General features: G+C 46.4%; 15 protein-coding genes. 6 read left to right on the top strand and 9 right to left on the bottom strand.

The window, feature by feature from the left end:
• Positions 1-30 precede the first annotated feature (30 nt).
• The 3 genes from KO533_RS08405 to KO533_RS08395 all read left to right on the top strand — a co-directional run bounded on the left by KO533_RS08405 (position 31) and on the right by KO533_RS08395 (position 6,314).
• Positions 31-1,245: an efflux RND transporter periplasmic adaptor subunit gene (locus KO533_RS08405; RefSeq protein WP_219253651.1), complete on the top strand. Its 1,215-nt coding sequence runs from the start codon at positions 31-33 to the stop codon at positions 1,243-1,245.
• Positions 1,245-4,316: an efflux RND transporter permease subunit gene (locus KO533_RS08400; protein WP_219253650.1), complete on the top strand. Its 3,072-nt coding sequence runs from the start codon at positions 1,245-1,247 to the stop codon at positions 4,314-4,316. Before KO533_RS08405 ends, KO533_RS08400 begins: the two co-directional genes overlap by 1 nt.
• Before the next feature lie 180 nt (positions 4,317-4,496).
• A complete protein-coding gene (locus KO533_RS08395) occupies positions 4,497-6,314 on the top strand; it encodes a sel1 repeat family protein (protein WP_173247002.1) in 1,818 nt (605 codons plus the stop codon).
• A 158-nt stretch (positions 6,315-6,472) separates the two neighbouring features.
• Here KO533_RS08395 and KO533_RS08390 read toward each other — a convergent pair whose 3' ends face one another.
• Positions 6,473-9,589 carry a M9 family metallopeptidase gene (locus KO533_RS08390; RefSeq protein WP_219253648.1) on the bottom strand — a complete coding sequence of 1,039 codons (3,117 nt, stop codon included), beginning with the start codon at positions 9,587-9,589 and terminating at the stop codon, positions 6,473-6,475.
• A 409-nt stretch (positions 9,590-9,998) separates the two neighbouring features.
• Between KO533_RS08390 and KO533_RS08385 the strand changes: the two genes are divergently transcribed.
• Together KO533_RS08385 and KO533_RS08380 are read left to right on the top strand one after the other, a co-directional pair.
• On the top strand, positions 9,999-11,000 hold the full coding sequence (locus tag KO533_RS08385) for an NAD(P)H-quinone oxidoreductase (protein ID WP_173246996.1): 1,002 nt from the start codon (positions 9,999-10,001) through the stop codon (positions 10,998-11,000).
• Positions 11,001-11,490: 490 nt separating this feature from the next.
• The gene (locus KO533_RS08380; protein WP_105251357.1) at positions 11,491-11,895 is read left to right on the top strand and encodes a hypothetical protein; all 405 of its coding nucleotides are present in this window, start codon (positions 11,491-11,493) and stop codon (positions 11,893-11,895) included.
• Positions 11,896-12,029: 134 nt separating this feature from the next.
• On the opposite strand, the gene KO533_RS08375 is transcribed toward KO533_RS08380, so the two are convergent.
• From KO533_RS08375 to cutA, 5 genes are all read right to left on the bottom strand, one after another.
• Positions 12,030-13,064: an aldose epimerase family protein gene (locus tag KO533_RS08375; protein ID WP_173246993.1), complete on the bottom strand. Its 1,035-nt coding sequence runs from the start codon at positions 13,062-13,064 to the stop codon at positions 12,030-12,032.
• A gap of 189 nt (positions 13,065-13,253) precedes the next feature.
• Entirely contained in the window at positions 13,254-14,399 is a 1,146-nt protein-coding gene (galK, locus tag KO533_RS08370; RefSeq protein WP_028761840.1) for a galactokinase, read from the bottom strand.
• Positions 14,400-14,694: 295 nt separating this feature from the next.
• Positions 14,695-16,350, bottom strand: coding sequence for a cation:proton antiporter family protein (locus tag KO533_RS08365; protein ID WP_173246987.1), 1,656 nt, complete (start codon positions 16,348-16,350; stop codon positions 14,695-14,697).
• Between the two features lie 181 nt (positions 16,351-16,531).
• Entirely contained in the window at positions 16,532-18,367 is a 1,836-nt protein-coding gene (locus tag KO533_RS08360) for a protein-disulfide reductase DsbD (RefSeq protein ID WP_219234540.1), read from the bottom strand.
• Positions 18,364-18,687 carry a divalent-cation tolerance protein CutA gene (cutA, locus tag KO533_RS08355; RefSeq protein WP_113940010.1) on the bottom strand — a complete coding sequence of 108 codons (324 nt, stop codon included), beginning with the start codon at positions 18,685-18,687 and terminating at the stop codon, positions 18,364-18,366. Before cutA ends, KO533_RS08360 begins: the two co-directional genes overlap by 4 nt.
• A gap of 225 nt (positions 18,688-18,912) precedes the next feature.
• Between cutA and KO533_RS08350 the strand changes: the two genes are divergently transcribed.
• Positions 18,913-19,497: an FxsA family protein gene (locus KO533_RS08350; protein ID WP_219253646.1), complete on the top strand. Its 585-nt coding sequence runs from the start codon at positions 18,913-18,915 to the stop codon at positions 19,495-19,497.
• A gap of 281 nt (positions 19,498-19,778) precedes the next feature.
• Here KO533_RS08350 and KO533_RS08345 read toward each other — a convergent pair whose 3' ends face one another.
• The 3 genes from KO533_RS08345 to KO533_RS08335 all read right to left on the bottom strand — a co-directional run bounded on the left by KO533_RS08345 (position 19,779) and on the right by KO533_RS08335 (position 25,630).
• Entirely contained in the window at positions 19,779-20,765 is a 987-nt protein-coding gene (locus KO533_RS08345) for a DUF3187 family protein (RefSeq protein ID WP_251073392.1), read from the bottom strand.
• Positions 20,766-21,457: 692 nt separating this feature from the next.
• The gene (locus tag KO533_RS08340) at positions 21,458-24,544 is read right to left on the bottom strand and encodes an efflux RND transporter permease subunit (RefSeq protein WP_219253644.1); all 3,087 of its coding nucleotides are present in this window, start codon (positions 24,542-24,544) and stop codon (positions 21,458-21,460) included.
• Positions 24,545-24,547: 3 nt separating this feature from the next.
• Positions 24,548-25,630 (bottom strand): efflux RND transporter periplasmic adaptor subunit, encoded by a 1,083-nt coding sequence (locus tag KO533_RS08335; RefSeq protein ID WP_173246975.1) that lies wholly within the window; start codon positions 25,628-25,630, stop codon positions 24,548-24,550.
• Positions 25,631-25,644 lie beyond the last annotated feature (14 nt).

The following is a 25,644-nucleotide window of genomic DNA, read 5'->3' as shown; positions in this document are numbered from 1 at the left end:
TGAATAGTAAGAACGATAGGTTTGCATACTATGTTTACACGAACGCTGTTTACACAAAGAGTAACTGAACAAGCACGCAGTGCATGCGATATTTCATTAAAAAGCCATCCCCATCATCTCCCAAAGGCGCCCTTATTCGCGCCTTTGCCGTTTCTACTGGCGAGTGTTTTCGCTTTAGCCCCTATGGCCGTGATGTCGGCGGACAAGGTCGACATCATCCCTGTGACGGTCGAGGCCGTTAAAGAAACGTCCTTTGCCGATGTAGTGAATGAAGTCGGTAAAATCAACGCTATCGATTCAGCCACGCTGAACTTTAATGCTAGCGAAAAAATTAGCGCGATTCATTTTAGTAACGGCGACAAAGTGACTAAAGGTCAAGTGATTGCCGAGCAGGACAACATTAAAGCCAAGGCTGATTTAGACAAAGCCAAGAGCACCTTAGCACTGGCTAAAACTAAGCTGGAGCGTATCGAAGACTTACTGATTAAAGAACCCTTTGCGCTTGCTAAGCAAGATGTGGATGAGCTACGGGAAAATGTGAATCTGGCCGATGCGGATTTTCGCCAGAAACAAGCAACCATGAACGATTACCTGATCAAGGCTCCCTTCGATGGTCAGTTGACCAGCTTTAGTCAGTCTATCGGCAGTCAAATTGGTGCTGGTACGGCCTTAGTCACCCTCTATAGTTTAAATCCGGTCGAAGTGCGTTATGCCATCAGTCAGAAGGATTTAGGCAAGGCGCAAAAGGGCCAAAAGGTGAATGTGACTGTTGAGGCCTATGGTAATAAGGTATTCAAAGGGTTAGTTAACTATGTTGCCCCTGCGGTAGATGAAAGCTCAGGACGGGTTGAAGTGCATGCTGCCCTTGAAAACCCTGAGTTTAAGCTTGCTCCTGGCATGTTCGCCAACATCAAGCAGTTCTATAGTCTAGGGATTAAACGTCTATTAGTGCCGCAAAATTCGATTATTGCCAATAACGATGAACGTTTTGTCTGGCTAGTGCAGGGCGATAGCGTAGTAAAGCAAGTGGTTAAACTCGCTCAAAATACGAATGACGGTTATGCCGTCGTGACTGAAGGTTTAGCCGAAGGCGATTTAGTCGTTAAAACGGGTATGCAAAACCTCAAGTCCGATAGCAAGATCAAAGTCGTGCAGGATAGAAACACTGCAGATAAAGCGGCAACATCAAGCGCTGACAAAGGTGCTGATTCAGGCGCTACTCCAAATATTGAGGTGGCTGAATAATGCGTTTACCCGAAGTCTGTATTCGTCATCCTATCTTCGCCTCCGTACTCAGTATTATGGCTGTGTTACTGGGCTTGATTGCCTTTCAAAAACTCGATATCCAATACTTCCCTGAGCATACCACCCACTCGGCATCTGTGAATGCGTCGATTGCAGGGGCGAGCGCCGATTTTATGTCGAGTAACGTGGCCGATAAGTTGATTGCTGCGGCTTCGGGCATAGATAAAGTCGATACCATGTCGACCGACTGTAGCGAGGGGCGTTGCTCATTAACGATTAAATTCAATGATGACACCAGCGATATTGAATACACCAACTTAATGAACAAGTTGCGTAGCAGCGTCGAAGGGATTAACGATTTCCCCCAGAGCATGATAGATAAGCCCACAGTTACCGACGATACCTCGGCCACGGATTCGGCCAGTAATATCATCACCTTTGTGAACGCGGGTGGCATGGAAAAGCAGGCTATGTACGACTACATTAGCCAGCAGTTAGTACCGCAACTCAAACAAGTTCAAGGCGTTGGTGCTGTTTGGGGGCCCTATGGCGGCTCACAAAAGGCGGTCAGAGTCTGGCTCAATCCTGAACAAATGAAGGCGTTGAATATTAAAGCTGCCGATGTGGTGGGCACGTTAGGCTCTTACAATGCCAGTTTTACCTCGGGTGCGATCAAAGGTAAGTCGCGGGATTTCTCGATTAACCCTTTGAATCAAGTTGAAACGCTTGAAGACGTGAAGGATCTGGTGATTAAGGTCAGCGAGGGTAAGATCATCCGCGTGTCCGATGTCGCCGATGTGGTGATGGGCGAGGAAAGTCTGTCGCCGAGTATGTTGTCTATCGGTGGACATAGTGCAATGTCATTGCAGATTTTACCGCTGAGCAACGCTAACCCAGTGACAGTGGCTTCGAACATTAAAGCCGAAATTGCACGCATGCAAAAACATTTACCCCAAGGCTTAGAAATGAACTTGGCCTACAACCAAGCTGATTTTATTGAAGCCTCCATCGACGAAGGGTTTTCTGCGTTGATTGAAGCAGTGATCTTAGTTTCGCTGATTGTGGTGTTATTTTTGGGTAGCCTGCGGGCGGCATCGATCCCTATTATTACCATTCCCGTGTGCGTGATTGGGGTGTTTGCTGTGATGTCGGCGCTCGGATTTAGTATCAATGTGTTGACTATTCTGGCGATTATTTTGGCCATTGGCCTGGTGGTGGATGATGCCATTGTGGTGGTCGAGAACTGCTATCGCCATATTGAAAACGGTGAAACGCCTTTCAATGCGGCGATTAAAGGCTGTCAGGAGATCATTTTCCCTATCATTGCGATGACGTTAACGCTCGCCGCCGTGTATCTACCGATCGGATTAATGTCGGGCTTAACCGCCGATCTGTTTCGGCAATTCTCCTTTACCTTAGCAGCGGCCGTGATGATCTCTGGCGTGGTGGCGTTGACTTTGTCGCCTATGATGAGCGCCTATCTTATCAATACCACTGAGCAACACCCTAAATGGTTTAGCCGAGTCGAGAATGCGCTGCAGCAGTTAAATCATTTGTATATCAATGAGCTGAATAAGTGGTTTGTCCGCAAGCGTTTGATGTTTGGTGTAGCTGTGGTTTTGGTGGGTCTTGCGGGTATTGCTTACTGGCAATTACCCAAAATACTCTTGCCTGCGGAGGACTCCGGCTTTATCGATGTGGCGTCTAATGGTCCTACCGGTGTCGGTCGGCAGTATCATCTCAATCACAATGCTGAGCTTAATAGCGTGATGGATGAGCATCCCGCGGTTGGGGCTAACTTGTCCTATATCGAGGGAGAACCTGTGAACCATGTGCTACTCAAACCTTGGGGTGAGCGCAGTGAGGGTATAGATGATGTGATCAGCGACTTGATTACAACATCAAAGGAAAACGTTTCTGCCTATAACATGTCGTTTAGCATTCGCTCAGCAAATAACCTCAATATTGCCAATAACTTGCGTTTAGAGCTGACGACCTTAGATCGGAATAAGGACGAACTCAGCGAAACCGCCGCCAAAGTGCAAAAATTACTCGAGGATTATCCTGGCCTGAATAACGTGGGCAACTCAGTGCTTAGGGACCAACTACGCTACGATCTGTCTATCGATCGCAACGCCATTATCCTCTCAGGTGTGAGTTATGGTGATGTCACTAATGCACTTTCTACCTTTCTTGGCTCAGTGAAGGCGGCGGACTTACATGCTACCGATGGTTTTACTTATCCTATTCAAGTGCAAGTAAACTTAGACAAACTGAGTGATTTTAAAGTGTTGAATAAGCTGTATGTCACTTCAGAATCTGGGCAAGCACTGCCATTGTCGCAATTTGTGTCGATTAAACAGACCACGGCAGAATCTAACATTAAGACGTTTATGGGTCTTGATAGCGCTGAATTGACGGCAGATATTATGCCCGGTTATTCAACTGATGAAATCAAAACCTACTTAGATGAACAATTGCCGACATTGCTTAATGATGCCCAAGGCTTTAAATACAATGGTGTGGTGAAGGATCTTATGGATTCGCAGGCGGGCACTCAGTCGCTATTCTTGCTGGCATTGGTGTTTATCTATTTGATTTTGGCTGCGCAGTTCGAAAGTTTTGTCGATCCCTTAATTATCTTACTGACAGTGCCCTTGTGTATTGTCGGTGCGTTATTGACCTTAGCCTTGTTTGGTCAGAGTGTGAATATCTATTCGCAGATTGGTTTATTAACCTTAGTGGGGCTAGTGACTAAACACGGTATCTTGCTGGTGGAGTTTGCCAATAAGCAACAAGACCAAGGTTTGAGTGCGATTGAGGCGGCGCGAAGCAGTGCCAAATCTCGTTTAAGACCGATTCTAATGACGTCTTTAACCATGATTTTAAGTGCGATTCCTTTAGCCTTGGCATCGGGACCGGGCTCGTTAGGATTAGCTAACATAGGTTTAGTCTTAGTCGGAGGTCTGTTAGCGGGCACTTTCTTCTCGTTATTTGTAGTGCCTGTGGCCTATGTCGCTATGGCGGAATTGAAGGCCAAGGATGTGCTTGCTAGACTGCGAAGTGCTTAAGTTGAGTTTTATGTGCTGGGTTTATCGCCCCTAGGCTGACAGGCATGGGTTCAACTTGCCTGTAAATACGTTATGATTTAAGCCAACGGCTAAACGCGTTGGCTTAATGATCTTTGTTGTATTTAAGCGAGTGTTTAAGTGCGAGTGGATTTGCCTCATCAGCAACGGAGAGCTGGCATTATGAGTTTGTTACATTGCTTTCATAGGGCTTTTTTATATTTGGCTTGCTCGGCTGGATTGATGTTTGCCTCTCCCGTCATGGCCTCTTTTTGGGATTCTTTATTTCGTAGTGAGTTGCCCGTCGATCAAGTGACTGCACCTGTAGACAGTTCGCGTTTCGAGTTCGTTGGTGTATTACCTGCTAATACGCAATTAGAACTTGTCGGTTATTACGTCTCATCTGTTTGTACTCGAAAGGAAATCCGTTTTCCCAGTGGTGATATTGCTAATCCCTACCGCGCGACATTCGAAGAAACCTCAGTGCTGCGGCAAGTGATTAGCAGTGGTAGCAAAGCGAGTGAGTTTTCGCTGCCCTTAGCTTTGAATGGTGGCGGCGATTGTCTGTGGCGGCTTGAGGATTTAATGCTCGATGTGACAATACTGCCGAACCATCCGTTGTGGCAAAGGGCTAAAGCACTTAAACAACAATATCTTGCTAAGTTGCAGCGCACTTCTGTTGTGGATGCGGCACAAGTTGCTAGCCAAACTACGTTGCCGACTCAAGTGTCACCCCACGATGATTTTTATTTAAGTCATGAACTTAATATCGATCCTATTTATGCGGGTAGCGAGGCGGATAATTCGTTGCTTGCGACTACGCCTTTATCTTTAGCGCCAGTTTACTATCCAGTATTTATTCATTCTCCTAAGGAAGACAAACCCTTCGAGGCTAGGCTGAAAAGTAGTTTGCAGCAAATTTCTAGCCTATGGGCTAGTCCTTATACTCAAGCGGTTCGTCGCGGTGATGAGACTGTGATGCGGGTGAATTTTAATCCACAGATTGCCGAACAGTATGAGGTCAATGTTTGGTATCAGCCTGATACGGTTGAGGTGAATTATCCCGATGGTACTCAATATACTTATGCTAACGGTGATGTGAAATTGTATGCCTATGGTAAACCTGAATCACAAATCAATACCTTAGCTCAGAGTTCAAAGGCTGCTGATAAACGATTGTTAGCACGTATCTATGAGCTTGGGCACGCCTTACCCAAGGATAAAATTAAGGCACAGAAATATTACCGTGAAGCCGCTGAAGCTGGCGATATTGAGGCGCTGCATTGGCTGCGAGATCAAGCGGGTTACGCGGGGCGTGCCGATGAAAAGATCTATTGGCTGGAGCGCGCCGCAAGCTTTGGCGATAATGCGGCAAAGCTTGAGTTAATCCGTTTACCTTTATCGGTTATTGAGCGTGGCTTGGTTAATACAGGTGCGGATAAGGTTCGTGAAACGCAAGCATGGCAGCAGTTAAATCAGCTAGTTGACCAAGGGTTGCCTGAGGCAAGAAGTCTGATGGCGTTTTATCAAGTGTTATCTTGTTCGCCCTATTTTAATGCTACAACGGCATTGGAAAATTATCGCCAAAGCGTTAAAGCTCAACCTGATTTAGCGCGAGATGCCGCCGAAACCTATTACTACTTTAAAGAGGACTTTGAGCAGAGCGAGGAGTTTTGGATAATTGCCGCCGAGCGAGATCTTTACGCCGCCGCTGAACTTGCCAATATCCTGTTATTGGAACCCTATCGAGATACGGTTAACGCGAGATACTGGTTAGAAAAAGTGACAACCTTGGGTGCCAAACAAGGCTTGCAAGCGGATATTCTAGGCAATGCTTACTTCCAGTTCGCAACCCTGTTAGATAAAGGCGAGGGTGGACCGGCCGATGCAAAAGCAGCGTTAACGCTTTATCAGCAGAGCATTGAAATGGCAGAGCGGTTTTCAAACGACTATGCAGCAAGGGCCAAGGAGAGAGTGCAATTGCTCGAAGGGATGCGCTAATAACGTATTGCCGCTAAAGACTCTATGACGTCAGTGTCGCTTATTCAGCTTATCTTCAATAAAAATCCCTGCAGAAGCAGGGATTTTGCTATTTATTCAAATGCTTGATTTATGCGTAATGGCTAAAACTGCTTACTTAAGCGATGCAAGTCATCAAACTAGCGTAAATCAACCTGCAGTGCGACTCCCGCACTCTGGGGCTCACTCTGCACTGTGATGTAATACCAACCCACGTTTGGTGCATTGACTGTGATACTTTCCCGCGTGTTGGCGGGTGTCACAGAGGCTGCATCGAAGTGTTGAGCATTCGCCCAAGTCGTCCCCGAAAACAGGCTAACATCACCACTGCCGTGGGCGGAGTTGATGCTTAGCTGATTAGTTCCCTCTGGTACCCAAAGGTAATAATCGTTGCGCCCATCGGCGGTGCAAATGGCTTTGCCAGCACTGAGCTCACCATAACTTAAGGGTGATTGCGTCGCGCAGGCGTTGGCAATGAGCACCGGATCGGGTGTGTTACTCGTGCCTGTGCTTAAGGTCAGTGTTACGCCGCTAAACTCAGTGGCAGTATCAATCGTGATATAACGCCAGCCACGATTGGCGCTGAAGCTAAGCGATTCTTGATTTCCTGCTTGAGAGCTCTTTGCATCGGCATTATCTGCGTCGGCCCACTGACTGGCATTGAAGTAAATATTGGCATCCCCAGAGCCGCCCTTAGTGGTGATAGTGAACTGGGTATCATCTTCCTCAACCCAGAAGTAGAAGCTGTTACGCCCGCCACTGATGCACTCATTTTTGCCTAGGGTGAGCTTACCGTAATCTAAGGTCGCTGCGCCGCAATTGGCTGGTGGCTCAGGATCCACGCCGCCATCCCCCAGATCGGGGTCGATATCAGCAAATAGCTCAGTGGTGCTGACTTGCATATCGACGCCGCCAAAGTCCCCCGATAAGGTAATGTAGTGCCAATACTCGTTAGGGTTTAACTGCACCTTAATCACTTGATAATTACCATTACCGATACCAGCGCCTTGGTTTTGCTCAGGGCTTGCCCAGCCTCTAGAATCGAAATAAATGTCGGCATCCCCCCAACCACCGCCAATCTTGATCCAAAGCTCTTGGGCTGTGCGATCGGTATTGGTGAAGCTGAAACTGGCGCGGCCGAGTTTTGAATCGATACATTCCATCGGCACATCAATTTTCAGGCTGGCCGATTCTGTGTAACGGTAGGCTTCGTTAGTCACTTGGCAAGGCGAGTAATCCTTACTGATAGTGCCTGCTGGTCCTGTCCAGTTGCCTTCGCGGCCACTAGGCTCAGCGTCGACATCACTCGGGCCCTTATCGACTATGCCATCGTCAGCCGTGCTTAAACCACTGGCGAGCCAACCCTGCCATTCGTTATCGTAACGTGTGCCGATATTATCCATAAAGGCTTGATATTCTGCATATTGATCGTTGCGTAGGTAGGCCAGAATCTGTCTCACATCGTCCCTGTGGTGTTCAAACATGAAACGCACCGCCAGATAGCCCCAGCGATAGATGCGGTCTTGGCCAGATTCATAGTTGTTTTTGAAGATGGTCGATAACATAAACTCACCGGTTTCGCCCATGGCAATTGCCGCAGGGTTTGCGTCACGGTAAGAGATGTATTCCGCGAGGCCTTCAATCCACCAAATGGTATTGGCCGAAGTGCCACGACTAAAGTCACCAAACAGGTTATAGCGTCCATCGAGGTAGTGTACGTATTCGTGTTGCAGGTTCCAGACGTGGAAATCCGGCGTGCGCCATTCGGCTTCATAGGCGATGAAACGTGCCTGATTTTTGAGTCCGGCGGGTGAGCCTTCTAAATACATGCCGCCATTGTCGGTACTGATACCAAATATACTGTTGGCTAAGGATTTATACTCAGACGAACTGCCGAAGATCACTAGCTCTAAGTCATCGTTGTTATCCTGCCCCACGGGTTGCATGCCCGTTTCGAGTTTACTGTGGAAATAACTTTCTTGGCTGGTTAGCACATCACAGGCCCACTTGGCTTGATCTTGATAGAGATCTTGGGCGCGGATCTTGAGACTGTCGGAGCATTTCCAATTAAAAGGTAAAGCATCGGCTTCTAACTGCGCCTTAAAACCACAGATATTGTAATCGTTACAATGGCTGCGATCGTAATAGTCTGCCATTTCTGCCGCCGCGTACCAAAGCACTTTGCTCGGTTCGGTTTTGCTGGTGCTGCTGAGGATGTTTTTGACCAGCTGGGTCACTCGCGGGCGCATGGCATCAATGTAATACAGCCTAGATAACTCTTTAACTGAGTTGACCAAAAGGTACTCTGCATTGGTGCCTAACAAGTTGCGATGTTCGAGTTGGAAGTTATTCAGCGCATCTAAAATCCCTTGATCACGCGCGAACAGCGCCTGCATGTCATCATTCCATTGGGCGCGGAATAAGGTGGTAAACACTGAGTTTGCTGCGGCGTTCATGGCGAAACTGGCTTGCCAGTAAGCGTCGTAGTCCGTAAGCACTTTGATAGTGACATGATTAAACTCGGCGCCGAGCTCGGCTGAGTCAATCAGGATTAAGGCTTCTTTCAACACGCCAGCATTGTCATCGGAGACAGTCCAAATCGCAGCGTTCGCAAATAACGCATTAAGGGCAGATTTTAAGCTGACCTTAGCAGCATTGCTGTAAGCGGGCACATCATTTGGGCTGTAAAACTGCACATAAAGGGCCGCGCGGACAAAGTAAATATGGGACTCCAGATGCTGAACATCGACCCCAGTGTAGTCCTTGGCTTTAGCGGCAATGGCATTAGCCACACTGATCACATTGGCCTCGCTAAATAGCGCGGTCGCAGCACTGCCTTTGAGGCTATAGAGCTTACCGACGCATTCGGGTGTCGATTGGCTCAGTTCATTGACTAGTGCCTGACCTGATTTCCCAACAAAGTCACTGCAGTCGCTGACTTGCATCGCGGCGCTACGATTCTGCAACTTAAGTGGGGGTTGCTCCGAGACCTCTATCTGACGTTTTTGGCGCGAATGAATCTTAGGCTGCTCTGTCATCGTCGGATCATTGGGGGATGCCATCAATGGCGTCTCCCGTAGCAGTGGTCTATGTGATTCAATTAAGCTAATTGGTGCAGAGGGCGGTGGCGGGACGGGTTGAGCTGGTGAACTGTTTGATGTGTTGTTGCCTAATGGGGGGCTTGCATGAGTGTTATGGGCAAGAACGGGAGTTGCAATCGCTAAGCTAATTGCTGCGAAGAGTAGTGTGTTTTTCATTGTGTATCCGTAGTTATCTAGTCTGCAAAGCAGATCTTCCTTGGGCGTTATTTGATGCATTTAACACAGACTTGCATCAAACCTCATTGGATTATTTGCGTGATAACAATAGCGCGACAAACATCGCAGCCAGCAAATAATGCCTCAGAATAATGGCTGTAAGTTTTTAATATATCTAGTATTTGTCATAATATTTTTTTGACACATCTTTTCTGTTCAGCTTAGGTTCAGCTTTCAGTTCAAATGGTTAACGTCAGCCGCTTGATTTAGTGCGATGGAATATAGAATGGAATAACTGTGGCTATTTGGCTTGAAATTGCGCTAGCTTAGCCGCATTAAGGTTTAGCAAACGAACCGTTTAAGCATAGCAATCTGCTATTAGGTTGGTGCCATTCTCACAGGAGCTTTTATGTCAGCTTTACCAAGCGAGTACACCCATATTCATGTTGAGCAACCTGGGGCGCCCGAGGTGATGCGGCTATCGCGCTCTCCTTTGCCTGTCCCTGCGGCGGGGCAAGTGTTGATCCGCGTACATGCAGCAGGAGTGAATGGCCCAGATGTTAAACAAAGGGTGGGCGCGTATCCACCGCCACCGGGTGCATCACCGATTATTGGTCTTGAGGTTGCTGGGGATATTTGTGCCCTCGGTGACGGCGTGAGCCAATGGCAAGTTGGCGATAAGGTATGCGCCTTAGTGCCGGGCGGTGGTTATGGCGAGTATGCGCTTACCTATGCGGCCCATTGTTTGCCTATTCCAACGGGCTTTAGCTATGTGCAGGCAGCTGCGCTGCCAGAAACCTTCTTCACCGTATGGGGTAACCTGTTTATGCGTGCGGGACTGAAAGCGGGCGAGACGGTACTGATCCACGGTGGCTCAGGTGGCATTGGTAGTACGGCTATTCAGTTGGCCAGTGCGCTGGGTTCAAAAGTGATAGCGACTACGGGACAGGATGAGAAACGCGATTATTGCTTGAGTCTTGGCGCCGCTGAAGTCATCAACTATCGTACTCAAAACTTTGTTGAACCTGTGATGGCACTCACTCAAGATAAGGGCGTAAACGTGGTATTTGATATTGCGGGTGGCGATTTTATCAATCTCGACTTACAAGCCTTAGCGATGGACGGGCGTATGGTGTCGGTAGCCATGCAACGGGGGCCTAAAGCCGAGGTTGAGATTTTCCGCCTGATGGCAAAACGTATCATGTGGACAGGGTCGACCCTAAGACCGCAGAGCGTGGAGGCCAAAGCCGCCATTGCCGTTGAATTATTGGAGAAAGTTTGGCCGTTGTTAAACGCCCATAAAATTGTCCCCAACATTTTTGCAACCTTTCCATTCGCACAGGCCGCTAAAGCCCATGCTTTGATGGAGTCGGGTGAGCACAGGGGCAAAGTAATACTGACTGTCATTTGAGCTAGGCATACTTGGTTTTGCAGCGACATATTTGCTTTAAGTCGCTGCCATTCGAGTCAATCTAGAAGACATTCTGACATCATAGTGGCTTAGTCATTGTTCGGTAAATATGAGTTTGTAGCGCTGTAATTAAATCCTCATGGATAACCTTGATGGTTAACTTTACAGCAACCTCGAATTGTTAACGTTGATGACTCATCAAACACCATAGATATGATTGCTTTTTCTTGGGAATAAAACTTGCCGCGTCGATTTTTTAGACTAAAGTCGTTAATGATTAAACTTTTTGGGTACTTTGGCAGAAATTAATACGTAATTAGTGAAAATTTCATGGTATGAGGCATTGATTATCGGAAATATTCTGTAAAAATACCCAGTTGAAAACGTCAGAGACTTTCAGGCGCTATTCGTGGATCAAAGCAAGCGATGCTTCGCTTATTCAGGCTAAAAAACTCATGGTGTATGTGTTGATTTAAGGGTATTAGCATATATGTATAACACAGCAAAGAAACAGGTTTGGTATGGTGAGCTGAGAACATCGAAAGGCAACGCGATTGTCGTCCATGACAACCAGCTGCCCGATGCCTCCCCAGGACGTATCTACCTATACAATACCGATCGCGATGCGATCATTGAGTATGTGGAAGATATAGTCAAAGTGAACCTATACGACTTAGATGAGGCTGCGTTAAAAGCTGCTGAGGCTAAGTTTGGTGGTGCATGGAAGGCGGCAAGATCTCAATTTATGAGTAAACATCAAGCTCGCATTGACTTGAACAACGTGAAGGAAACTGCGCCTGTACGTAAGGCGAAGCCTGAAGTTGAACCAGAAGTCGAATCTGATGCCGTTGGCGTGGATTTTGACGATGATTGGGGCGATGATTTTGATGATTAACACAGTGTCGGCCTAAGGGCTAACACTGTGAGTGTAAGGAATAAAGTAGTGTTTATTTTATTCCTTATCGCTTTATTTATTCCCTTCTGCTAAACCGCGCTTTTCCTCGTTTTCTCAATTTTTATTGCGAATTGCTACGCATCGGTATCGAACTGATAACGACTGATGTGGTGATAAACCTTGCCTGGCATTAACCAAACGTCATCACCAAAGCGCTCGCCTTGGTTCGGTGAGTCTGGCAGCATCTGCGGCTCTAAACACACAGCATGATGTTGATTTAATACCTGTTGATTGCGACCTACTGTGCCATTTAAAAAATTAGCACAGTACAGCTGCACACTCGGTTGATTAGTATAAACCGTCATAGCACGACCGCTAATGGGGCTGCTTAAACAGCCAAAACGGGCGAGTGAGCCATCGGGATTATTCATCATATAACAGTGATCATAACCGCGAGTGCTTGCGAGTTCAGCGGCATGCAGCTTGTCACCTAAGCGTATTGGTTGACTTAAATCGAAAATCGACCCAGTTGTATCGGCAATCCCAGTGGGAACACTGACATCATTCATGGTGAGATAGCGCTTGGCATCGATTTGCATCAGATGCTCGTGATTGGTCTCTGAGCCATCGAGGTTGAAATAACTGTGCTGGGTGAGGCTTACGGGACAGGCTTTATCGACCGAGGCTAAGATTTCTACGTACAAATTATTGCCTGCGAGACGGTAATCCAGCTGAACTGTGCAATTACCGGGGAAGCCCATGTCGCCATCTGGGCTCATTAAGGTCAAACGCACACCATCGGGGAGTTGACCTAGTTGCCAGTTTTTACGATTAAACCCTTCACGGCCGCCGTGTAAACAGTTAGTCGCTTGGTTGACATCTAACTGATAATCATGACCTTGATAGTGCATTTTGCCGTTAGCGATGCGATTTGCAAAGCGGCCTGCAATGGCACCTAAATGAGCCGATTGGGTCAAGTAATCTTCGGCGCTATCACAACCTAAAACGATATTGGCACGTTCGCCGTGTTTATCAGGGGTCCACAGAGCGCGGATAATACCGCCTAAGCTGATGACTTCTAATGCGAGTATGCCATTGTCGATCCGAACCCGTTCGATTTCACCGCCGCGGGGATCGGTCCAAGGATCCAAAACACTGAAACGTACCATTTAGCTTCCCTCTGTGTTGAATATGCTCACTGCTTATTGTGTTAAATGAGTATGTTAACCCTATTATTTGCCATCAACAGCATAAAGTTCAGTGATGAATTCGTATGTTATCGACGGTGTAGTCATTCTATTAGGTTTTTTTGATTTAAGTGCGGCTAAGTGCTTGTTCTAGCAAATTGCCTGTTCTGGCTAGTTATCTATGCGCCCTGCGCCAGCGCTGGCGGAACATAAATACACTGTGGCATCGATGGCGGTTTTTTCGAAGAATTCATGTTCAACGGCGGCAACAACAGCGTCAGTCAGTTCATGGTCGACCAAGGCGACCACGCAGCCGTCGGTCATGCGGATGCCACCACGTTCGCCGATCACTTGGCTTACAATTTCAACTAAAGTATCAAATTCGGGCAGTGTGACTTCAAAATCATCACGCAGTGAAGCATGGGATTCAGCCATTAAACGACTGAATTTTTGGATGTTATTTTGCTCTAAGGCGCGAGCAGCATTTTGAGTTCTTTGGTTCTCTGTGACGACGTGTTTCGCCCGGCGGTATAGCACTTCATCTAAATCGGCCTTTGCACTTTCTAGTTGGCGTAAATCGAGGTGACGCAGTGCATCTAAGCCAAAGTACTCTGCCGCTTGTGCACACTCAGTGCGACGTTGCTCATTGGTCGCGGCTAAGCGTTGTTTCTCGATATGGGCATCTATGATGATAAGGCTTAGGTTTTCTGGAATGGGAATGGCTTCGCTATCGAGATCTAAGCAGTCAATCAGGAGTGCATGGTCTTGTTCACCCATGGCGCTGCACATTTGATCCATGATGCCACAGGCCGACTCAACATACCTGTGCTCACCGCGCTGTGCGAGTTGCGCCACCGCCATTGGGGATAAATGCAGTTGGCTGGTATCACTAATGGCTGTACCGAAGGCGACAACGAGTGCGCCCGAAGATGAAAGACCTGCGGCAAGTGGTACATCGCCCACAATTGCTAAGTCTAAGCCCTTGGCTAATAAGCCAGTTTGCGCCATAGCCGCAGTAAAACCTTTGAGGTAATTCACCCAACCATCTTGCGGGTCCATGTCGTTTTCTTGGCCGAAAACCCACTCTTTAATTTGTCCGGGAAACGCATCGGCGACGGCTCGAAACTTAGTATCGTCACGGCGTTTTACCGCAATCACTGTATGAAAATTAATGGCTGCCGGGAGTACAAAACCGTCGTTGTAATCCGTGTATTCACCTATCAGATTGACTCGCCCTGGGGCTTGATATAAATCGTCGGCTTTAGTGCCAAAGGTTTGGACAAATAACTTAGTGGCGCGTTGCGCAGGGTTTGACATGCTGTAAAAAATTCCAAAAAAGCTGAGCTAATTTCGTTACCGTCATCGATTTATATCACGACTGAGTCAGTGATGTAACTGAGATTTTTTGCTGAAATGGCGATAGGCTGCAATGAGTAAATCGATACTGGGATGAGGAGGCAAAATAGCGTATTGAGTGTTTTATCTAGTTAATTGATTTGTAAAGATTAGTCAGCATTTAGTTGGGTGCCGCACAAACTAGCAGAGGATGTGACTGCTCGTTTGTGCGACCTGTTATGGCGTGATTTTAATTTAATGCAGCATTAGCAGGCACTTAACTACGTGGCTCCACATTAAGTTTAGGATCAGGCACTTGTACTGTATCTTCCGCTGGAACTGTGTTTTTCTCCGAGTTTTGCAATAGCTCGTAAATAACATGATCCACAAAACCGGCACCTGCGGCTTCGTACAGGTTGTACACACTGTGTACGCCAGATTCTCGAAGCGCCGCTGCATCGTCACTGTACTGCACAATTGCACTGATTTTGCCTTGATAATTCAGTTTTTTGAGTTGCTCAACTGCAAACATATTTCCCGCGTGGTGCGGCATGGCTAGCAGTACCAGTTCAAGATTAGGTGCTCTGTCGAGTTTTTCCCAAAAGTCGGTATCTGAGGCGTCACCTTGCACTACATTGCGACCCTTTGTTTTATGTAAGTCGACTAAGTCTTGCTTGTGTTCAATACCGAGAATTTCGCCGTCAAATTGTTCCCTGAGTTCATCATAGGCACCGCTACCAATACGGCCCATGCCTAAGATTAAAAAGCGTGGATTGCCAATGGCGATGGGTCTGTCTTCTGGGTGTAACGGGCGTTTTTCGAGCTTGATTAAACGCTGCTGGAATCGCTGGTAGATATTACCGACGGTGGCGTTAAGTGGCGCGGCGAGTAAAAAACTAAAACTTAATGCCACGGCGATGATCACTAGCCACTCAGGAGGTAACCAACCTTTATAGGTGGCTACTGCGGCGACGATCAAACCGAATTCACTGAAGTTACCTAGGTTAAATGAGCCCAACATAGAGGTACGTGAACGCAGTTTAAAGCGAGTCAGAATGTAAACAAATAGCAGGATTTTAAGTGGCACTAACAACACCAATAGCGCTGCGAGTACGATATCCGATACCGTAGGTAAGCCGTTGAGCCCTATGGTTAAGAAGAAGGCAACGAGGAAGAGTTCTTTAAAATAGAACAGGGATTTTGCCAGCTCGGAGGATTTTTTGTGGCCCGCCAACAAGATACCGATAATCAGTGCGCCGAGATCGGGTTTTAAACCAACAGATTCAAATAACCAAGCGCCAACCACGAGTGCCATAACTAGGCCGAAGAGCACTAAGAGTTCACCGTGGCCGACACGGTCGAACGCTTTATAGATGAGCGGTTTAGCTAGTGGCAGTAAGAGTAATGCAAAGGCCCATACCGAAGGTACATCGCCTTTAGAAATGGTTAAAAACAGTACGGCGAAGATATCCTGCATAATCAAGATACCAATAGCGACCCGGCCGTAGAGGGATTGCACGTCGCCTTTATCTTCTAACACTTTGACCGCAAATACGGTGCTGGAGAAGCTTAATGCGAAGGCAATTAACGTCAGTTGCTCAAGGTTAAGACTCGTGAGTTGGCTTAAACCTAGTAAGCCGAAGAGTTTCAGAATCGGCACAAAAATCACTATCGAGAGCACTAAGTGCACACTCGAACCCGCCCATACTTCGGCCTTGAACAGGCTACGAATATCGAGTTTTAACCCTATGGCGAATAACAGTAAAGTGACGCCTAGGCTGGCGAGTTCTTGCAGTAATGGCAGGCTTTCTTTATCTATTCCTAAGATGAACAGTACAAAGCCTGCCACTAAGTAGCCGATGAGCGGAGGGAGTCCTATACGGCTGACGAGCATGCCGCAGATGAGTGTAATAATGAGGATGCCTGGTTCCATGATGCTCCAATCTAAAAAGTCTAAAATTGTAAGTGATTGTATAAGAAATCTATGACACTTGGATAAAAAAGCGGACTTTTAATGAAAAAAGTCCGCTTTTTATTGGTGTTGCGGTAAATACACTTGGCTGTTAAAACACGCGCGAACTAAATCACTCCGCTGGTCTAAGCCTAAATCGTCACTATTTCACGAGATGATCTAAATGGGTTGCAAAATCTTTGGGGCCCATAAAACCAGTCACACGTAAATCTTCCCTTTGCTCACCTTGTTCGTTAAACATCAACAGCGTAGGCAAACCGAGCACATTGTATTTTTCGAGTAAGGCCACATCGACCTTGTCACTCTTAGTCACATCCGCTTGTAGCAGCACGATTTTATTCATGCGGGCTAACACGTCGGTATCTTTAAAGGTGATGGCTTCGAACTCTTTACAGGCAACACACCAATCGGCGTACAGATCGAGCATCACAGGCTTACCTTGGGCGGTAGCGGCTGCAATTTCTTGCTCAAGATCTTCAATCGATTTAATGCGTTTAAAGCCATGGACTTCTTCGGTCGTCGCCGCAGTGCCTACGGAATTGTTATTAAAACCAAAGTGTCCCATCACAGCTTGGAATCCGTAGGAGAAGCTCGCCAGTAGCGCCAGCGTTAATAGCACTGAACGTACAGTTTGTTTCCAGTTAAATTCACTGAGTTTGTTCTGATGCATCAAGTAGCCGGTGAAGCTTACGCCCCACAATGACCAAAGCACATCGGATACTACGCCTGTCCAAATACGGCCAAGCATCACGATAGATACAGCGATCAGTAGGAAGCCGAAGATAGTCTTGATGATATCCATCCAAGCGCCGGCTCTCGGTAATAATTTACCGCCTGAGGTGCCGATAATCAGTAGAGGTAATCCCATACCCATACTGAGTACATACAGGGCTAAGAAACCTTGGAGTAGGTCGCCGGTTTGGGCCACATAAACGAGTGCACCCGACAGCGGCGCGGTAGTACAAGGTGATGCGACAAGGCCAGAAATCACGCCCATCAAGAACACGCCAACTAAGTTGCCACCTTTTTGATTATTCGAGACTGAGTTCATCTTCTCCTGCCAGCTCGATGGCAGTTTCAAATCGTATAGGCCAAACATAGATAAGCTGAGCACAAAGAACAAAATCGCGAGTACGACTAATACGGCAGGATGTTGTAATGCCGCTTGGTATTTTAGTCCCGCCGATGCAACCACTAACCCTAAGATAGAGTAAGTGATTGCCATGCCTTGGACGTAAGCCATGGACAAGGTAAAGGCTTTTGCGGTTGAGAGTTTTTGCCCTTGGCCGACAATAATACCCGACAAAATCGGATACATAGGGAATACGCAGGGCGTTAATGCCAGACCGACACCTAGACCAAAGAAAATCACTAAAGTCCAAATTAAGCTGTCGTTCGACAGCATTTGGCTCAGGGTATCTTGCTGAGTAATGGGTTGCGTATTGGCTTTATCGGCAGTGCTTGGCTCTGTGCTGGTTTGCTCAGTCGTTGTGGTTGATTCGGCGCCTGCAATTAAGCCATCGTTGGCTGCAATCGCCTTTAAAACGACTTCATGCTTGGTCGGTGGATAACACAATTTACCTTCGGCACAACCCATAAAGGTCACTGTGAGCGTAGCATTTTCATCGGCCTGTTTTAAACCAACGGGAATATCGACATAGGTATAATAGACTTCTTGCTTACCAAAATACTCATCTTCATGGGGCTTTCCCTTTGGTAGAGCGACCGTGCCTAACTCGGCACCATTGACGCTAAATTTAAGCTTGTCGCGGTACATATAGTAACCGTCGGCAATCACCCAATTGAGTTTGACCTGATTACCTTCTTGCTTGGAATCGAAGGCAAATGCTTGATCGACAGGCATCAATTCAGGCTCACCCTTCATGAAGTCGAATTTGGTACCGAAAACTCCTTCACTATGAGCTAAGGGCGCAAGAAGCAATAAAGAAGTGAAAATAAGGCTGAGTAGTTTTTTCATGGCTGAGTGTTGTCTTTTATCCAATCTAAGTAGGCTGGTAGCCCGTGGGTCACAGGCACGGCAATAATTTCGGGTACTTGATAAGGGTGAAGCCTAAGCACAAGTTGTTCTAACTCTGTATATCGACTTTGTAAACATTTAATCTGTAAGCTAAATTCTTGCTCTTCACAGATTTTTCCTTCCCAAGCATAAATTGAACGTATCGGGGCGGAAATCTGAACACAAGCGGCAATACGCGACTCAATTAAAGCTCGGGCCAAAGTATTGGCTTGTACTTCATCGGGGCAGGTAGTGCTAACCACTAAATACTGATGCTGCATAGTGTTAGGTATCGTCTCTTAAGAATCTTAAAGTTCGCTTAAGCCAACTCCGTTAGGCTACTTTACGTGTTTTAATGGTCTCATACATTAGCGGGTTAACAAAAGGGTGAGCTAAATATCAGTGTTTTGCTCCCTTACTTGGTCCTAATGGTTATCCTGACTTGAATTAAGACCGGATAACCCCCATTTAGTTTACAGAGATAGTCAGATAAACCTGAGGTCGGTATGTTTTTCATTATATTTTTACTTTTTGTGCTGATCCCAGTAATAGAGCTGTCGGTGCTGATCCGTGTGGGTGAAGTGCTTGGCACTTGGACTACCATAGGTTTAGTGCTGTTTACCGCCGTGCTCGGGGTCTCTCTGGTTCGCAGCCAAGGCTTAAACACCTTAATGCAAGTACAACAAAAACTGGCTCGTGGTGAAGCACCGGGGCAAGAAATCATTGAAGGTATGATGTTAGCAATGGCGGGCATCTTGCTCGTGATCCCCGGTTTTGTGACCGATGCCATTGGCCTATTATTCTTGACGCCATTAACCCGTCGTCCCATTGCTGCCTTGCTGTTCAAACGTATGCAGTTACGGGTTGTTGCCGGTTTACAGGGCACAATGCACGGTGGCTTTCAAGCAGGCCAAGGTCCCTTTGGGCCTAAGCCACAGGACCCATTTGGCCAAGCGCCATTTGATGATAGTGTGAAAAAGGACGGTAATGTGTTTGAGGGAGACTTTGAACATAAAGTCGATCCAAGTGATATCAAACCCGCTAGCCATCAACTCTCTGATAAAGCGCAGGACAAAGACCCTAAGTCTTAGTATGAGTCTCGTATTGTCTTAGTTGCTTGTTGCGTTAGTTTGTTATTGGATTAACTCATTTGATTATCGTGTTTATTCGCTTGAGTTTGCTCCCTAATATCCCTTAGATACCAGTGGCACACAGAATCAATCTGACCTGTGCCGCTGGTTCACCTCCCCGGTAATAGCCATTTTACTCTTAAAAAACTCCAATCCTAATAACCCGCTCACTCAGCATAAGGGTTAACATGATATTAGAGAAAAGTTTTTTGATCGCATTCATGCGATAAAGTAAAGTGTTATTAAATCATGACTCTGTACCCAAGAGAAAAAGCAATATCAGTGCTGTTGTCCATGTTGAGTAGGTTTTCGACGATAGTGAATTCAATTGCACTGTTATTCAGATAATACCTATAGCCTAGAAATACTTCGTGAGAAGGTTTTGAAAAGTCATTATCTGTTTTGAGTAAACCTTCATAGTGATGTAATTCAATAAGCCAACCATGGCGTCCCATTAAATACTCATAACCTAAAGATAACATTACTGCATGATCTTTATAGTCTATTCCAGATAGACTTTCATCATTTTGTCTAAAGCTTATACCTGTAGTGGAGTAAAAATGATGCATTCCAGATGTATAGCTATAATTCAGCTGTAATGCTTGTTCAAAACGGTTATCTACAAATGGGCCAGAATTAACATGGTTGTAATATAAGCTGCCACCAATTGATAGACCATAATTATCCTCACTAAGCAATTGATATTCTAAATAGAAATTTAGGGCATTCGTTAGCGTATCGCCAGAAAGATCAGGTTGATTTATACCATTCTTTGAAAATATTTGGTTTTTGTCTTTGATTGTATTGTCGCGGCCATTTTGACCCACACCAAATGCATCATGAAACCAGATAGTGACCGAGTCAAGATGGTTATCCCCACTAAAACTCCACTTATAATTAGTATCAAACATCAATTTTTCAGTGAGTTGCCACTTTATTCCGCCATTAAGAGAATTATGATAATAGTCAGCATAGTAATCGTCAGTTTCAGCCCATACACTTGCTACTGTTGCAGATCCGTATATCTCTTTTTTCCCTTCAGGCAGTGCAAATCCTGAACGAAGTAGAGGCGTTAAGCTACCCGCATGTGTAGGTGATTGGGCATGCACACGAAGTGGCCCATAATGACTATAATTGATATTTTCTGCGAAAGTACTCGGTAAAAATATTACCGCATAAATTAGATGTGCTCTAATAGTCACAAATAAAATTTTCTTTGCATATTTCATCGAAAACTCTTTTTTAGCTAATCTCTATTAAAAGCAATGTTTTGTAGTGAGGCTGATATTATGTATAAATGACTTAAATTTTGTCTGTTTGAAGCAATAAGGTTTTTGATTAGACAGATTTCTAATTGATTTTATAATTAAAAACTACAAAAAACATACCATAATAGTACAAGTGCGAGCCAGAATGACCTACAGATAAACGGGATTGTAGTGAGTATTAGTAAAGTGCTAATAACTGCCAGTAATATTGTCTGTTTACTCATTGTCTGGACGCTATCAAAGCGTAATTTCATGATGTTTCTCAAACATAAATTAGTATTTCAACAAAGTAATAACATTATTTATGCTGTTAGTTATAGGTAGTGGTATTTCAGATGGCATTGTAAATGAATAATCAGCACTAAATATACCGCTGCTATTTACTCGTGTAAATGTGTGTAACAGGTAATTGTCCCGTATTAGCGGTGAAAATATGGAACTGATAGTTCATATTTTTTAATTAATATATTTATCAGTCATATTAGTTATCGTAATTAAAGACCAATCTCAGTTTGCCAAACTTGTTTATCAAATGGATGTGCTTGTTTAAATTGTCCCTCAAACCGCAATAGATTAAAAATGAAATGGCCAGCCAGCCACGAATGACTGACCGGCCGCGCCGGGAAGCGTTTTTGGATAAAATGCAGAGCAGGTTAGCTGGGTGATTGACCTCCTGTTGCCGTCTCTTTGATATTGAATACTAGGCTGTACATCACTGGCAGTACGATGAGCGTCAGCAGAGAAGCGAAGCCTAGACCGAAAATAATTGTAATCGCCATAGAACCGAAAAACGCATCGGGGATCAGCGGTATCATCCCGAGCATAGTGGTTATCGCGGCCATCATCACTGGGCGAACACGGCTGACACAGGAGTCGATTAAGGCAAAATAGGCTGGTTTACCTTCACTGAGCTCGAGGTTGATCTGATCGACCAAGACAATACCGTTTTTAATCACCATGCCCGACAAACTCAGTAATCCGAGTAGTGCCATAAAGCTGAAGGGCGCATCGAACAACAAGAGTCCCGCCGAAACCCCAATCAATGCCAGTGGCACAGTAAACCAGATCACTAAGGGCTGACGCACTGAGTTGAACAAGAATACGGTAATCAAAAACATCGCCAGATAACCTAAGGGAATTGAGCTAAATACCGACGCTTGTGCTTCACCTGCGGTTTCAAATTCACCGCCCCATTCCAAGCGGTAACCCGCGGGCAAGCTGATCGCTTCGACCTGGTCTTTGATTTTGCGCAGTACAGAATCGGCGGTTTCATTGCTACCAAGCTTAGGATCGGCCATCACAGCGAGCATGCGCATGCGATCGCGGCGCATCACCAGCGGATTTTCCCACTCAGTGTTGAAGCTACTGACTACTTGGGTGGCGGGCACAAAGGTATTGTGTTCGCTGCTCCAAATTTGCAGCTTCCATAGGCTGTCGGCTTGCAAACGTTCTTCGGCGGGCGCTCTGGCGACTATCGGCAACAAGTGGCTGGTTTCTCGGTATAAACCTATTTGCTTACCGCTAAAGTTAACCAATAGGGCATTGTCGAGATCTTGCTTACTGATCCCCGTTTCCCGCGCTTGGGCATTTTCCAGTTGCGGACGGATCAGGGGCACCTGATTACGCCAGTTGTGACGTATGCCATCCATGCTTGGTTCGGCGTGGAAAATCGCCTCGGCTTGAGCACCTAAAGCGCGCAGCACTTCTGGGTTATCACCGTAAAAGCGTGCCTCAATTTTGGCGGCGGGCGAAGGGCCGTTCTCCATGTTTTTTAAACGATATTGTGCCTGCGGGAAACGTTGATTTAACAAGGTTTCTAATTCAGGCATATAGGCTTTAACTGCGTCTAAATCCTGCATTTCTACAATCAACTGGGCAAAGGCGGGATAGCCTTTTTCTGGCTGATAGGGCAGTACGAAGCGCTGCGAACCTTGGCCAATAACGGTTGTTAAGTGTTTTAGCCCAACGTCTTTTTGCTCGTCCAGCGTAAGCATTAACTTCTCGATATCAGCGGTAAAACGCTCGGTCGCCTTGATGTCTGTCCCCTCTGGCATCCAGATATCCACAAAGAAAATCGGCGTGTTAGAAGCAGGAAAAAACACATTCTTGATATGACCAAAGCCCACCACAGCGCTGAACAGCATGGCCACAACCAGCAGTATGCTCACCAGTCTAAAGCGCAGCGCTACAATTAAGCTTGTGCGATATAAGCTGAAGAACCAGCCCTTGTAGGGGTCTTGGGCTTCTTCATCGCTCGGCGCATCTTTAAATAACAGATGACAGAAAAACGGCGTGAGTGTGATGGCGGTGATCCAGCTGATAAACAGTGAAATCATCAACACTTGGAATAAAGAACGGCAGAACTCACCGGCGGCATTTTGCGATAAGCCAATGGGAGCAAAGGCAATAATGGCAATCACAGTCGCGCCCAATAGCGGCCACTGGGTTTGGGACACTATCTGTTTGGCCGCTTCTAAACGGGTCTTACCGCGACGGATACCAATTAAAATGCCTTCAGTAACGACAATGGCGTTATCGACCAACATACCAAGGGCAATAATGAGTGCGCCGAGGGAGATGAGCTGTAGCTCAATCCCGAGCACTTTCATCACGATAAAAGTACCTAGAATCGTCAGCAGTAAGATCAGGCCCATCAATAGACCTGAGCGCAATCCCATAAACAGCAGAAGCACGGCGATCACTATGGCAATAGATTCCATTAGGTTGATTAAGAAGCCGTTAACTGTCTCATCGACCGCCTGACTCTGATTATAAACCGTCGCTAAATTCATGCCGATTGGGCGTTGTGATTCAAGCTCGGCTAAACGGTCACTGACCTTTTGCCCGATTTCGACTACATTCACACCGCTAGAGAAAGAAATCCCCAGCGATAATGCTGCTTCACCTTTATTGTGATAAAGCACGTTAGGGGTTTCGTCATAATCCCTTTCAATATTGGCAATGTCGCCAAGGTAAATCAGCTCAGAGCTACCCGGAGGGCTGACGATCAAACGCGCGAGATCCTGCACATTGCTAAATTCGCCCGTGGGATGAATGCGGATACGGTTATCGCCAATCACTAAGCTGCCCGCGTTAGAGACGACGTTTTGATTGTTCACTAAACCATAGATATAGCTCTGATCTAACCCCAGTGCCGACAGCTTTTGCTGGGAGATTTCAATCACGACTTGCTCGGTGACGTTGCCAGCAACAGAAACCTTTTTCACTCCAGGTACTAGCACTAGCTCACGGCGCAGATAGTCGGCGTAATTGCTCAACTCGCGGTTGCTGTAATCAGGTCCCGAAAGGTTAAATAAAATGCCATACACATCGCCAAAGTCGTCCATCACCTGTGGCGTTGCTGTGCCCGGCGGCAAGTTTCCCGCAGCATCATTAACTTTACGACGCACTTCATCCCACACCTGCGGCAGGCTGGTTTTATCGTAGCTTTCTTTAATCTCGATTTGGATTTGTGATAAACCCACACTATTAATTGAAGTCACATGCTTAATGGCGTCGAGTTGCTGCAGGGCATCTTCGAGCGGTAATGTCACTTCTTCTTCAACTTGCTCAGGCGATGCACCGGGATAAGCCGTGATCACTAAAGCTTCTTTAATGGTAAATTCGGGGAATTCTAGTTGCCCCAAACCGGTAAAACTGACGCTACCACCCACGAGTAGCAGCAACACAAACATCCAACTGATGACTTTGTGGCGTATCGAATACTCTGCAATGTTCATCAATTACACCCCACGCTGCCAGCGTAGTGGTTTAACTTTCATGCCATCGGATAATTGAGACACTCCAGCGCTGACGATGAGATCGCCCTTGTTGACGCCCGTTAAAATCTCAACACCTTGATTACTAACGCGTCCTAGCGTCACCATCGTCGGTTTTACTTCACCCGATTGCGCTTGATAAATCCACACTTGCACTTGGCCATCTTGGTCGCGCTTATCGATAGCGGTCACTGGCACTACCGTTGACGCGAGGGCACTAGGATCTTTGACTAAGGCTAAGGTCAACTCGGCACTCATTCCTGGAAGTAACTGAATATCTTGAGGTTGAGGTAACGAAAACACCACTTCATAGGCTTGAGTACCCGGCGTGACTTGAGTCGAGTATTCTTTAAATTTGGCATCGAAACTTTGCTCGGGGAAGGCACTAAAACGCACTTTAGCTGCAAAGTGAGCTTGATCGGTATATTGTTTCAAACCCGCCGCCATCGACTCGGGAACTTGAATGCTAATATCGAGCAAATTATTGTTTTGTAATGTTAATACCCCTTGGTTTGCTTGCACTATTTGGTGGTTATCCACTAAACGTTTGGCGACTGTACCGCTAAAAGGCGCCGTTAAACGGGTGTAACTCAGTTGATCGCGTGCAGCGGCTAAGGCGGCGGTGGCCGATTTGAGTTGCGCTTGAGTGCTATCAAACTCAGATTGTGAAATCAGCTTGCGATTGAGTAGCTCAACTTTACGTTTAAAGTCAGCGGCTAACAGTTCATGCTCCGCCTCGCGGGTCATTAAATTATTGTGGGCGTCCCTGTCATCAAGTTTTGCGAGTAAGCTACCTTGAGTGACTCTTTGCCCTTCAACTAATGCCAATTCTGTTAATTGTCCTGAAATGCGGAACGATAATTCTGCGCGACTATTGGCGGCAACGCGGGCTGGAAATGTTCTGAAATCTCCGTCTTCTACATTGAGTACTTCAAACAGTTTAACCGGACGAATTGTTGCCACTTGCACTGAACTTTCCGCAGGCGAACAACCACTGATCAGGGCTGGAAGCAGCATTGTCAGCGGCAAGAGTCGATATGATTTCATGGTGGATATTTCCT

It is taken from the genome of Shewanella sp. NKUCC05_KAH (assembly GCF_019345585.1).
Taxonomy (GTDB): Bacteria; Pseudomonadota; Gammaproteobacteria; order Enterobacterales; family Shewanellaceae; genus Shewanella; species Shewanella oncorhynchi.
The sequence above is the reverse complement of the archived record's forward strand: the minus strand, read 5'-3'. Positions and strand labels throughout refer to the sequence as shown.

Excerpts from the sequence above, each read along its gene's own strand:
- KO533_RS08405 (WP_219253651.1), top strand. The coding sequence starts at position 31 with ATGTTTACACGAACGCTGTTTACACAAAGAGTAACTGAACAAGCACGC.
- KO533_RS08400 (WP_219253650.1), top strand. The coding sequence starts at position 1,245 with ATGCGTTTACCCGAAGTCTGTATTCGTCATCCTATCTTCGCCTCCGTA.
- KO533_RS08395 (WP_173247002.1), top strand. The coding sequence starts at position 4,497 with ATGAGTTTGTTACATTGCTTTCATAGGGCTTTTTTATATTTGGCTTGC.
- KO533_RS08390 (WP_219253648.1), bottom strand. The coding sequence starts at position 9,589 with ATGAAAAACACACTACTCTTCGCAGCAATTAGCTTAGCGATTGCAACT.
- KO533_RS08385 (WP_173246996.1), top strand. The coding sequence starts at position 9,999 with ATGTCAGCTTTACCAAGCGAGTACACCCATATTCATGTTGAGCAACCT.
- KO533_RS08380 (WP_105251357.1), top strand. The coding sequence starts at position 11,491 with ATGTATAACACAGCAAAGAAACAGGTTTGGTATGGTGAGCTGAGAACA.
- KO533_RS08375 (WP_173246993.1), bottom strand. The coding sequence starts at position 13,064 with ATGGTACGTTTCAGTGTTTTGGATCCTTGGACCGATCCCCGCGGCGGT.
- galK (WP_028761840.1), bottom strand. The coding sequence starts at position 14,399 with ATGTCAAACCCTGCGCAACGCGCCACTAAGTTATTTGTCCAAACCTTT.
- KO533_RS08365 (WP_173246987.1), bottom strand. The coding sequence starts at position 16,350 with ATGGAACCAGGCATCCTCATTATTACACTCATCTGCGGCATGCTCGTC.
- KO533_RS08360 (WP_219234540.1), bottom strand. The coding sequence starts at position 18,367 with ATGAAAAAACTACTCAGCCTTATTTTCACTTCTTTATTGCTTCTTGCG.
- cutA (WP_113940010.1), bottom strand. The coding sequence starts at position 18,687 with ATGCAGCATCAGTATTTAGTGGTTAGCACTACCTGCCCCGATGAAGTA.
- KO533_RS08350 (WP_219253646.1), top strand. The coding sequence starts at position 18,913 with ATGTTTTTCATTATATTTTTACTTTTTGTGCTGATCCCAGTAATAGAG.
- KO533_RS08345 (WP_251073392.1), bottom strand. The coding sequence starts at position 20,765 with ATGAAATATGCAAAGAAAATTTTATTTGTGACTATTAGAGCACATCTA.
- KO533_RS08340 (WP_219253644.1), bottom strand. The coding sequence starts at position 24,544 with ATGAACATTGCAGAGTATTCGATACGCCACAAAGTCATCAGTTGGATG.
- KO533_RS08335 (WP_173246975.1), bottom strand. The coding sequence starts at position 25,630 with ATGAAATCATATCGACTCTTGCCGCTGACAATGCTGCTTCCAGCCCTG.